The organism is Stenotrophomonas sp. STEN018, from assembly GCF_056760235.1.
In genome coordinates, this window is record NZ_JBRREK010000085.1 from 1 (window position 1) to 10,894 (window position 10,894).

Sequence of the window (10,894 nt, forward strand, 5' to 3'; positions counted from 1 at the left end):
GCCGCGCCATGCTCGGCAAGGGGCTCCACTGGGAAAGCCTCTGCCGAGCATGGCTCGGCACTACAAAGGGCCCTCCCGGTAAGTCCCCTGCCGAGCATGGCTCGGCACTACAGCGCTGTCGCGCCTACAACGGCAATGCCGGTTAGAATCTGCCATTCATTCTGTCGTTGGTAGTTGCCGTGAATCCGATGCGCATCCTGCTGCTGTCTTCCTGCCTGTTTGTCGGCGGTATCGCCTCGGCGGCCAATGACCTGCCCGGCGGTGGCATCGATCCGGAAGCGTTGTCGCGGCATGTGCGCATCCTCGCCTCGGACGAGTTCGAAGGGCGCGCCCCGGCCTCGGCCGGTGAGCAACGCACCGTGGACTATCTGGTTGACGAATTCCGCAAGGCCGGCCTGCAGCCCGGTGGCAAGGATGGCAGCTGGGTGCAGGAAGTGCCGTTGGTGCGTGCCACCGTGGATGGTCCGGTGCAGGCCAGCCTGAGCTTGAATGGCAAATCGCTGCCGCTGGTCAACGGTGAGGACATCACCCTGCAGAGCCTGAGCCCGTTCGGCGTAGTCGACCAGCAGGACACGCCGCTGGTATTCGTCGGCTACGGCATCTCCGCGCCGGAACGGCATTGGGACGATTACAAGGGTCTGGACCTGAGCGGCAAGATCGCGGTGGTACTGATTAATGATGCCGATTTCGAGGCCGAGGCGCCGGGCGCATTCGATGGCAAGGCGGTCACCTACTACGGCCGCTGGACCTACAAATTCGAAGAAGCCGCACGCCGCGGTGCCGAAGGTGTGTTGATCGTGCACGAGACCGCAGCGGCCGCCTATCCGTGGGCGACGGTGAAGGCTTCCGGCACCTCGCCGCTGTTCGATATCGAGCGCAGCCAGGACGAGGCGCTGGCCGCGCATACGCCTGTACGTGGCTGGATGCAGCGGGCGCTGGCCGAACGCATTTTCAGCGCGGCTGGCCTCGATTTTGAGACCGAAAAACGCAAGGCGATGAAGGCTGACTTCCGTCCTGTCGAACTCGGCGATGCGCGTCTCACCACCAGCTTCTGGGTGAAGCGTGAGCGCGTGGTCACCCGCAACGTGGTGGCCAAGCTGGAAGGCAGCAGCCATCCGCAGGAATCGGTGATCTTCTCCGCGCACTGGGATGCCTTCGGCATCGGCCAGCCGGATCCAAACGGCCAGACCGTGCGCCACGGTGCCATCGACAACGCTACCGGCGTGGCCTCGGTGCTGGAGCTGGGCCGCGTATTCGCAGCCGGCCCGCGCCCGCAGCGTTCGCTGTATTTCATCGCATTGACGGCCGAAGAGAAGGGCCTGCTCGGTGCCAGCTACTACGCCGCGCACCCGCTGGCACCGCTGGAAACCACCGCTGCGGTATTGAACATCGAGATGTTCAGCCCGGATGGTGAAACCGCTGATATCGCCACCTGGGGCAATGGCCGGGTTTCGCTGGAAGACGATGTGCAGCGCGTAGCACAGGCACGCGGCCGTCGCTGGTCGCCGGATCCGAACCTGGAAGCTGGTTTCTTCTACCGCGCTGATCATTTCGCGTTCGCCCGCAAGGGTGTGCCGGCGATCACCGTTGGCGCCGGTCTGGACAAGCTGGATGGTGGCGTTGCCACCGGTCGCGCGCTGCGTGATGCCTATTTCGCCAAGTGCTACCACCAGGCCTGCGATGCGTGGACGCCGCAGTGGGATGCGCGCGGTTTGGCTGCCGATACCTTGCTGGTTTACGACATGGGCTTGGAGTTGGCCAATAGCCGGCAGTGGCCGACGTGGCAGAAGGGCGCGGAGTTCGAGGCTGCGCGTGAAGCCAGTGATGCCGCTCGGCGTTGAGTGATGAGCAGACCGGCGGGCTGAGTTCGCCGGTTTTTTGCTCTTCGTTTTTCGCTCTTCGCTTTCATACCGTCATTCCCGCCTGCGCGGGGATGACGGCATACATCTAAAGACAAAGGAGCTTTGGCTCCGACTTGCCCAGCCTTACCGCCGCGTCCCATCCAGCCAATTCGGCCCTTTGTTCTTCAGAAAGAACACATAGACCAGCAGCGACACCGCGATCACCGCAGTGACGTAGATGGCGAACGTATCCACACGTCCGGTCTTCAATGCGCCTTGATACAGCAACGGCGCCGTGCCGCCAAACAGTGAATTGGCCATCGCATAGCCAAAACCAACGCCAAGCGCACGCACATGCGTGGGGAACAGCTCAGCCTTCACCACGGCGTTGATCGAGGTGTAGCCGGTGAGGATGACGAAGCCGACTGCCAGCACCAGGAAGGCCATCAGTGGATCATGCTGCTGCGGCAGCTGGGTGATCATGTACCAGCTGTAGAGCACGCCGCCGACGCCGAAGAACACCAGCAGGCTCTTGCGCCCGACGATGTCCGACAGCCAGCCGCCAAGCGGCTGCAGCAGCATCAAAAAGGTCAGTACGCCCAGGTTGATCACGGTGCCGGTCATCACGTCGTTACCGGCGAAGGCGCTCTGGATCATCTTCGGCCCGTTCACCGAATAGGTATAGAAGGCGACCGTGCCGCCAGCGGTGATCAGGAAGCACAGCAGCAGTGCGCGCCATTGATGCACGAACAGTTCGTACATCGAACCGGACGCCTTGGCGCGGCCATCCTTCGCTGCTTCGATGGAATCCGAAGTCAGCGACTCGTCCATGCTCCGGCGCAGCCAGAACACCACGATGGCTGCGATGCCGCCGATGCCGAAGGCGATGCGCCAGCCCCAGGCGGAAATCTCGGGTTTGTCCCACAGCAGCAACATGCCGAGCAGGGTCAGCTGCGCCAGCACGTGGCCGCCAACCAGGGTGACGTAGTGGAACGAGGACAGAAAGCCGCGCCGGCCCGGAATCGCCGCCTCGGACATGTAAGTGGCACTGGTGCCGTATTCGCCACCGGTGGCGAAGCCTTGTGCCAGCCGTGCCAGCAGCAGGATCAATGCCGCGGCACCGCCAATCTGCGCGGCGGTCGGGGTGATCGCGATCAGGAACGAGCAGGCCGCCATCACCGTCACCGACACCGTCAGGGCGCGGCGGCGGCCGTAGCGGTCGGCGAACCGACCGAAGTACCAGGCACCGATCGGCCGCATCAGGAAGGTAGCGGCGAAGATCGCCCACACGTAGATGGTGGAGTTCTTGTCGGCCGCCGAGAAGAACTGCGACTCGAAGTACACCGCGAACACCGAGTAGACATAGACGTCGTACCACTCGACCAGGTTGCCGGCCGAGCCCTTCAAGGTGTTGGAGATGGAGCGACGCAGGGCGGCGCGTTCGGAAGCTGCCGATATGTTGGCGGTGGGGGTGTTCATGCAGATGCTGTCCTCGCTGGTTGGCCGATGGCCGGGCGATGCACGCGGTGTTGGCGTGGCAGTTGCCTTAAAGCTAGCGCAGACCATGTATGGATGATGTAGGTGGGCTGCCAAACGAATACAGCATGCCGTTTTTCGGACTGATCTCTGTGCCGGGGTGGCCTAGAATTCACCTTCCCCCGAATGGTGGCACCGCCTCATGTCCTCCCCCGATTCCACGCCGGCTGCTCCTCCCAGGGGTGGCCTTGTCGTTCTGGCCCTGTTCCTGGTCTACGTGGTGTGGGGGTCGACCTATCTCGGCATCCATCTGGCGCTGGAAAGCGGCCTGCCGCCGCTGACGGTGATCTCCGGCACGCGCTTCGTCATTGCCGGCAGCGTGCTCTATGCCTTGCTGCGCTGGCGTGGTGTGGCCGCGCCGACCCGGGCGCAATGGAAGACCTTGGCAGTGATGGGCTTGTGCCTGCTGTTCCTCGGCAACGGCATGGTGGTGCTGGCCGAACGCGACGTGTCTTCCGGTCTGGCGGCAGTGGCGGTGGCCTCGGTACCGTTGTGGATGGCGCTGTTCTCGGCCATCCGTGGCGAGAAAGTCACCCGCGGCGAATGGCTGGGTATTGCGGTGGGCTTCGTCGGCGTGGTCTGGCTCAACGCTGGCAGCAGCCTGACCGCAACGCCTACCGGCTTGATCCTGCTGCTGATCGCGCCGCTGGGTTGGGCATTCGGTTCGATCTGGTCGCGCGGCCGCGACCTGCCATCTCCATTCATGACCGCTGCCGGGCAGATGCTGTGCGGCGGCGTGATCCTGGTCTGTGCCGGCCTGCTGCGCGGCGAGCGCATCAGCGCCTGGCCCAGCCTGCAGGGCCTGTTGTCGGTGAGCTACCTGACCGTATTCGGCTCGATCATCGCCTTCACCGCCTATGTGTGGCTGCTGCACAACGTGCGCCCGGTGCTGGCCAGCAGCTATGCCTACGTCAATCCGGTGATCGCCGTCGCCCTTGGCGTGTGGATCGCACATGAGCGTTTCAGTGTTTCCGATCTCGGCGCGATGGCGGTGATTCTGGCCGGCGTCGTGGTCATCACTCTTGCAAGGCTGCGTCGCGCATGAACAGCAACAGCGAACACCGTAACGGCCTATGGGCCATCACCTTGGCCTTCGTCATCTGGGGCCTGTTCCCGCTGTACTGGCATCTGCTCAAGGAGGTGCCGTCGTTCCTGATCATTGCCCACCGCATTGTCTGGAGTGCGGTGCTGTTGGTCGGTGGGCTGAGCATCGTGCGCGGCTGGGGCTGGTTGACGGAGGTATGGGCCACGCCACGGCGGTTCTGGCTGCTGGGTCTGTCCAGCTTGCTGATCGCGCTGAACTGGAGCCTGTACATCTGGGCGGTGAATGCCGGTCATGTGGTGGAAACCAGCCTGGGCTACTTCATCAATCCGCTGTTGAGCGTGCTGTTGGGTGTGATGGTGCTGGGTGAGCGGCTGGGCAAGCTGCAGTGGCTGGCGGTGGCACTGGCGGCGCTGGGCGTGGCCTGGTTGACCTGGCAGAGCGGGCGCCCGCCGTGGATCGCGATTGGCCTGTCCATCACCTTTGGCCTGTACGGCCTGCTGCGCAAGCTGGTGGTGGTGGACGCGGTGAGCGGTCTGGGCGTGGAAAGTCTGTTCATGGTGGCACCGGCGCTGGCCTATGTGCTCTGGGCCGAGAACGGCCATGGCGGCGGTTTCATCTCCGGCTGGGGCGTGGGCATCGACGCGCTGCTGGTACTGGCCGGTGCGGTCAGTGCGATCCCGCTGATTGCCTTCGCCTTTGGTGTGCGACGGGTGCCGCTGACCGTGGTTGGTCTGCTGCAGTACATCGCGCCGACCCTGCAGTTCCTGGTCGGTGTGCTGGTGTTCCGCGAGGCCTTCAGCGCCAATCAGCTGGTTGGCTTCTGCCTGATCTGGGCCGGTCTGGTGGTGTTCGCGGTGGCCGGTGTGCGCAAGGCGCGTATGACGCGTGCGGCTTCGCCGACGGCGTAAGCAGCGTAGCCACATACAAACAAGAACGGCGCCCAAAGGCGCCGTTCTCTCGCGATCAGCAGCGGTTTACTTGGCTGCGTTGCTGTCCTTGTTCTTCATCATCGCGTCGCGGTTGGCCTTGAACGGGTTGCCCTCGTACCAGTTCGGCCAGGCATCACCACCAGCCAACTGCTGGCCAACGCCGTACAACAGCTCCAGGTCCTCGACGATGCCATCGAGCTTCCAGGTGGCCGGGTCGTACTCGTCGCGCGGGCTGTGGTAACGGTCCTTGCCATAGGCCTCGGCCGCACGCTTGCCGGCTTCGCTGCCGCCGTCGATCAGGTCTTCGCCGCCATCGGCATACAACGCAGGCACGCCGGCCTTGGCGAAGTTGAAGTGATCGGAGCGGAAGTAGAAGCCGCTCTGCACCGAGTTTTCCGCATGCAGGGTACGGCCCTGCTTGGCGGCCAGCGGCTTGAGCAGGTCTTCCAGCTCGGAGCTGCCAAAACCCGTAACGGTGAGATCACGCGCACGACCATTGACCGACATCGCATCGATGTTGATCACGCCGGCAATCTTGTCCAGCGGGAAGGTCGGGTGGTTCACGTAGTACTGCGAACCGAGCAGGCCGGATTCTTCCAGCGTCACCGCCAGGAACACCACCGAGCGCTCCGGCGGGGTCTGCTGGTGGGCCATCGCATCGGCCACTTCCAGAATGCCGGCCACGCCGGTGGCGTTGTCGACCGCGCCGTTGTAGATGTTGTCGCCGGTTTCACCCTCGTGCTTGCCCAGGTGGTCCCAGTGCGCCATGTACAGCACGGCTTCGTCGGCACGTTTGCTGCCCGGCAGCACGCCGACCACGTTGCGTGACTTCTTCTGTGCGATGGTGCTCTTCAGGTCCAGCGACAGCTGCGCGTTCAACGGCGCCGGCTTGAAGCCACGCTTGCTGGCGTCCTTGTAGGCCTTGTCCAGGTCCAGCCCGGCATCGGCAAACAGCTTGCGTGCAGCCTCGGCGCTCAGCCAGCCCTGTGCCTGCAGGCGCGGCTGGCTGTCTTCGGCGGCGGGCAGGTCGTACTGCGCACCGCCCCAGGAGTTCTTCACCACATCCCAGCCATAGGAGGCACCGGCGCTGTCGTGCACGATCAGCGCAGCGGCGGCGCCCTTGCGTGCGGCTTCTTCGAACTTGTAGGTCCAGCGCCCGTAATAGGTCATGCGCTTGCCATCGAACAACTTGGCGTCGTTGGTATGGAAGCCGGGATCGTTGACGAACATCACCACCGTCTTGCCCTTCCAATCCTGGCCGGTGTAGTCGTTCCAGTTCTGCTCGGGTGCGTCGACGCCATAGCCGACGAACACCAGCTCGCTGTTGTCGATCTTGATTTCCGGCTGGCCGCTGCGGGTGCCGATCACCATGTCGGTGCCGAACACCAGGTCACGGCTGGCCTGGCCCTGCTGGATCTTCAGCACGGTAGCCGGGTTGGCCGTGGTTTCGGTCATCGGCACTTCCTGGAACCAGCTGTCGCCGTTGCCAGGCTGCAGGCCGATGCGCTGCATCTGGTCGCGGATGTAGTTGACCGTCAGTTCTTCGCCATTGCTGCCGGGGGCGCGGCCTTCGAATTCATCCGAGGCCAGGGTCTTCACCAGCTCGCCGAAGTCGGCTGCGTTGATGCCACCGGCAAAGGTGTGGGCCGGGGCCGGAGCAGGGGCGGGCGCGGAGGCCGCCGGTACCGGTGCCTCCTGCTTGCAGGCGGCCAGTGCCGCGGTCGCGGCCAGGCACAACAACAGTTTGCGTTGCATGAAAACTCCGGGTTGCAAGGTCGAACCCGGATTCTAGGCAGGATTGGCCTGCAATGCGCGTTCAGCGCGGCGCGGTTTCACTGTCGAAACGTTGCGGCGTGGCACCGGTCACAGGACCGATGCGCGCCGAGTCGTGCACCAGCAGCACGACCTCGCGCTCGAACACCAGCGGGCCTTCGACCACCGCGTTCGGGCCGATGACGATCCGCGGCTTGCGTGGCGCGGTCAGCGAGATGCCGAATGAGGGGCGATTGACCTTGATGCCGCCTTTGACAACTGAATCGATGCCAACGGTGATATCGCCGTTGACGGTTTCGATATCGCCACCCAGTTCCGCGGCGACCAGGCCGATGCTGCCATTGACGGTTTCAATATTGCCGCCGATGCGGCTGCCGCGGTCGACGTAGATACCGCCGTTCACCGTATCCAAGCCGTGGGTGAGCACCAGGTTGCGGCCGCCGTGGATCCCACCGTTGACGGTTTCGATGCTGTGCGCCTGCACATTGTCTTCGATGCGTACGCTGCCGTTCACGGTCTCGACGCTTTTGGCCTGCACACCTGCGGCCAGCTGGATGCTGCCATTGACGGTTTCCAGATCGCCGTAGGTGGTGCCGGCCTGGGTCTGGATGCTGCCATTGACCTTGCTGATATCGTTGGCGGCAAGCGCCAGTGGGGCACTCGCGCTCAGCAGCAGAAGTAGAAATAGACGTTTCATGAGATCTCCACTGTGGAAATGCCGATGGACTGGGCGGCATGGCATCACGCTTGGGTACAATCCGCATCTGCCTGAAGTCACTGGAACCTCTTTGCGCCAGCCCAGTCACCAGCCTCGTTCACAACGACGTGCGGCCCTGCCGCCATGGCGTGGTGCCTGCCTGCTGATGCTTGGGGTGTTGCTGGCCGGTCCATTATCGGCGCAGAACAGCTCGCGCGACACCGAAAAAAAGCTGCAGCAGCTGCGCGGCGAGATCAAAGGCGTTGCCCAGGAACGACGCCAGCTGGAAGGGCAGCGCGGTGAAGCCAGTCAGCGCCTGCGCGAGGCCGACCAGAAGGTTGCCCGCAGCGGCCGTGCGGTGGCCGAGGCCGAAGCCGCAGTGCAGCGCGAGCAACAGTCATTGACTGCCCTGCAGCAACGCCGGGCCACGCTGGAAAGCGGGCTGGCCCAGCAGCGCCAGCAACTGGCAACCCTGTTGCGAGGTGCCTACCAGCTAGGCAACCACGCGCCCTTGAAGCTGCTGCTGTCGCAGGACAGCGTGGCCGATGCCAATCGCGAACTGGCCTATCACCGCTATCTGCAGCGTGAGCGGGCCAAGGCAATCACCGGCCTGACCGCCGATCTGCAGGCGCTGACCAGCACCGAGCAGCAGATCGTGGCGCGCAGCAAGGAGCTGGAACAGGCCCGTGAACAACAGCGCCAGCAGGCTACCGCGCTGGCCCAGGACCGTCGCCAGCGCGCCACCGTACTGACCGAGCTCGATACCCGCTATCAGGATCGCAGCGAGCGCGAGAAGGCCTTGGGCAAGGACGCGCGCGCGCTGGAGCAGGTGCTGGCCAGCCTGCGTGCCGCCGCCGCCCGCGCCGAAGCCGAGCGCCGCGCAGCCGCTCGTCGTGCCGCCGAGCAGGCGCGGCAGGCGGCCGCTGCCAACAGCGGCTCCACTCGCAGCCCGGCCCGGGCGACGCCGGGCAAGGTGCCGCCGCGGGTGGTCGCCAATGCGCCAGCGCCGCGGGTTGGTGGCTTGGGTTGGCCGCTGTCGGGCAATCTGCTTGCCCGCTACGGCGGTCGCCTGCCGGATGGCCGTAACAGCGCCGGCGTGCTGATCGGTGCGCCGGCCGGCAGCACTGTTACCGCCGTGGCCGACGGCACCGTGGTGTTCTCCGACTGGATGACCGGTTACGGCATGATCCTGATCGTCGATCACGGCAACGGCTATATGAGCCTGTACGCGCACAACGACACCCTGCTCAAGGATGCTGGTGCCAGCATCAAGCGTGGCGATGCGGTGGCCAAGGTTGGTAACTCCGGTGGCCAGGGCGTGACCGCCCTCTACTTTGAACTGCGCCGCAACGGCCAGCCGGTAGATCCCTCGACCTGGTTGCAGCGGCAGTAACGCCCGCTGAGCGCTGGCGCAGCGGGCGGCGTCGATTCAACAAGAATTTAGCTGGGCTTCGCGCATAATCGGGTCCAGCGCGGTTATTGCGCATCCGTAATCTCATGGAGTGGTTCATGCGTGTAGCCCGTCTTGCTGCTGCCCTGCTGTTGGCCCTGTCACCGGCTGTTGCATTGGCCCAGAGCGCCCCGGACAAGGTGTCCAAGGCGGACGATCCCGATGCCAAGGAATCGGTCACCTCACGCGTGCCCCTGGATGAAATCCGCCGCTTCGTCGGCGTCTACAACGCCGTACGTGCGGCCTATGTGGATCCGGTGGATGACAAGAAGCTGATGCAGTCGGCCGTGCGCGGCCTGCTGCTGGAGCTGGACCCGCACAGCACCTACTTCAATAAAGAGGACGCCGAAGCCTTCGACGAGCAGACCAACGGCGCCTACGAAGGTATCGGTGTCGAGGTACTGCAGCAGGACAATACCTTGAAGGTGGTGTCGCCGATCGACGATACCCCGGCAGCGCGGGCCGGTTTGAAGGCCGGCGACCTGATCGTGGCCATCGATGGCACTCCGATCAACGCCATCGATGCCAGCGAACCGCTGCGCGGCAAGGCCGGCAGCAGCGTGGTGCTGACCATCGCCCGCGGCGAGCAGAAGCCCTTCGATGTCACCGTGATGCGCGAGACCATCCGCGTTACCAGCGTGCGCAGCAAGATGCTGGAACCGGGTTACGGCTATATCCGCATCAGCACTTTCCAGGCTGACACCGGCGCCGATTTCCAGAAGCAGTTGAACCAGCTGCAGGCGCAGGCCGGCGGCAAGTTGAAGGGCCTGGTGCTGGACCTGCGCAGCAATCCTGGCGGCCTGCTCACTGCTGCTGTGCAGGTGGCTGACGATCTGCTGGAAAAGGGCGGTATCGTCAGTACCCGTGGCCGCATTTCGATCAGCGATGCCAGGTTCGACGCTACCCCGGGCGACCTGCTCAAGGGCGCACCGATGGTGGTGTTGGCTGACGCTGGCTCGGCCAGTGCCTCGGAAGTGCTGGCTGGCGCTTTGCGTGACAACGGCCGCGCCCGCGTGGTCGGCAGCCGCACCTTCGGCAAGGGCTCGGTGCAGACCGTGCTGCCGCTGGACAACGGTGACTCGGTCAAACTGACCACCGCCCGCTACTACACGCCCAGCGGTCGCTCGATCCAGGCCACCGGCATCCTGCCGGATGTGGAACTGACGCCGGATCCGGCTGATGCGGTCAACGACCTGCCGGCCAGCCTGAGCGACTACAGCGAAGCCAAACTGCCCGGCCATCTGCGTGGCGATGACGAAGCGGTGGGCAGCAAGGCCGGCGTGGTGTTGCCGGGCGACGCCCCGATCCAGTCGGCCTTGCAGGAACTCAAGCACCCCGGCTCGGTAGCGGCGGCGCAGGCGGCAGCGGCAAAAGCCAAGCCCAAGCCGGCCAGCACCGAAGCCAAGCCGGCGGCACCGGCCGAAGCTGCAAAGCCGGAAGCCACAGAAAAACCCGCCGCCGAAGAAAAGCCCCTGTAGTGCCGAGCCATGCTCGGCAAGGGCTCCGCCGCGGCATATTGGTGCCCTTGTAGGAGCGGGGGGGGGCCCGGCCCCCCTATAAAATTAATTTTATGGAACCCCCGGGGCGGGAGGGGGGGGCCGCTGGGGGGGGGGGGGGGGGGCG

The 10,894-nt window shown here is 64.7% G+C and carries 8 protein-coding genes; 5 read left to right on the forward strand and 3 right to left on the reverse strand.

Annotation, left to right across the window (positions count from 1 at the left end):
* The first annotated feature begins 188 nt into the window (after positions 1–188).
* Positions 189–1,841, forward strand: coding sequence for a M28 family metallopeptidase (locus tag ACVOMB_RS19700; RefSeq protein WP_481532745.1), 1,653 nt, complete (start codon positions 189–191; stop codon positions 1,839–1,841).
* Positions 1,842–1,985: 144 nt separating this feature from the next.
* Here ACVOMB_RS19700 and ACVOMB_RS19705 read toward each other — a convergent pair whose 3' ends face one another.
* On the reverse strand, positions 1,986–3,320 hold the full coding sequence (locus tag ACVOMB_RS19705; RefSeq protein ID WP_481532739.1) for an MFS transporter: 1,335 nt from the start codon (positions 3,318–3,320) through the stop codon (positions 1,986–1,988).
* Between the two features lie 199 nt (positions 3,321–3,519).
* Between ACVOMB_RS19705 and yedA the strand changes: the two genes are divergently transcribed.
* Both yedA and rarD read left to right on the forward strand, forming a co-directional pair.
* Positions 3,520–4,422 carry a drug/metabolite exporter YedA gene (gene yedA, locus ACVOMB_RS19710; RefSeq protein ID WP_481532740.1) on the forward strand — a complete coding sequence of 301 codons (903 nt, stop codon included), beginning with the start codon at positions 3,520–3,522 and terminating at the stop codon, positions 4,420–4,422.
* Positions 4,419–5,330 (forward strand): EamA family transporter RarD, encoded by a 912-nt coding sequence (gene rarD, locus ACVOMB_RS19715; protein WP_481532741.1) that lies wholly within the window; start codon positions 4,419–4,421, stop codon positions 5,328–5,330. The genes yedA and rarD overlap by 4 nt, the downstream gene beginning before the upstream one ends.
* 66 nt (positions 5,331–5,396) lie before the next feature.
* Here rarD and ACVOMB_RS19720 read toward each other — a convergent pair whose 3' ends face one another.
* Positions 5,397–7,106: a M28 family metallopeptidase gene (locus ACVOMB_RS19720; protein ID WP_481532742.1), complete on the reverse strand. Its 1,710-nt coding sequence runs from the start codon at positions 7,104–7,106 to the stop codon at positions 5,397–5,399.
* A 61-nt stretch (positions 7,107–7,167) separates the two neighbouring features.
* Positions 7,168–7,821, reverse strand: a complete 654-nt coding sequence (locus ACVOMB_RS19725; RefSeq protein ID WP_481532743.1) for a hypothetical protein — start codon at positions 7,819–7,821, stop codon at positions 7,168–7,170.
* Between the two features lie 166 nt (positions 7,822–7,987).
* Here ACVOMB_RS19725 and ACVOMB_RS19730 point away from each other — a divergent pair, with 166 nt between their 5' ends.
* Positions 7,988–9,214: a murein hydrolase activator EnvC family protein gene (locus ACVOMB_RS19730; protein WP_481532746.1), complete on the forward strand. Its 1,227-nt coding sequence runs from the start codon at positions 7,988–7,990 to the stop codon at positions 9,212–9,214.
* A gap of 116 nt (positions 9,215–9,330) precedes the next feature.
* The gene (locus ACVOMB_RS19735; RefSeq protein ID WP_481532744.1) at positions 9,331–10,749 is read left to right on the forward strand and encodes a S41 family peptidase; all 1,419 of its coding nucleotides are present in this window, start codon (positions 9,331–9,333) and stop codon (positions 10,747–10,749) included.
* Positions 10,750–10,894 lie beyond the last annotated feature (145 nt).

What these genes read in the sequence shown, in the direction of transcription:
- ACVOMB_RS19700 (WP_481532745.1), top strand. Translation starts at nt 189, where the DNA reads ATGCGCATCCTGCTGCTGTCTTCCTGCCTGTTTGTCGGCGGTATCGCC.
- ACVOMB_RS19705 (WP_481532739.1), bottom strand. Translation starts at nt 3,320, where the DNA reads ATGAACACCCCCACCGCCAACATATCGGCAGCTTCCGAACGCGCCGCC.
- yedA (WP_481532740.1), top strand. Translation starts at nt 3,520, where the DNA reads ATGTCCTCCCCCGATTCCACGCCGGCTGCTCCTCCCAGGGGTGGCCTT.
- rarD (WP_481532741.1), top strand. Translation starts at nt 4,419, where the DNA reads ATGAACAGCAACAGCGAACACCGTAACGGCCTATGGGCCATCACCTTG.
- ACVOMB_RS19720 (WP_481532742.1), bottom strand. Translation starts at nt 7,106, where the DNA reads ATGCAACGCAAACTGTTGTTGTGCCTGGCCGCGACCGCGGCACTGGCC.
- ACVOMB_RS19725 (WP_481532743.1), bottom strand. Translation starts at nt 7,821, where the DNA reads ATGAAACGTCTATTTCTACTTCTGCTGCTGAGCGCGAGTGCCCCACTG.
- ACVOMB_RS19730 (WP_481532746.1), top strand. Translation starts at nt 7,988, where the DNA reads ATGCTTGGGGTGTTGCTGGCCGGTCCATTATCGGCGCAGAACAGCTCG.
- ACVOMB_RS19735 (WP_481532744.1), top strand. Translation starts at nt 9,331, where the DNA reads ATGCGTGTAGCCCGTCTTGCTGCTGCCCTGCTGTTGGCCCTGTCACCG.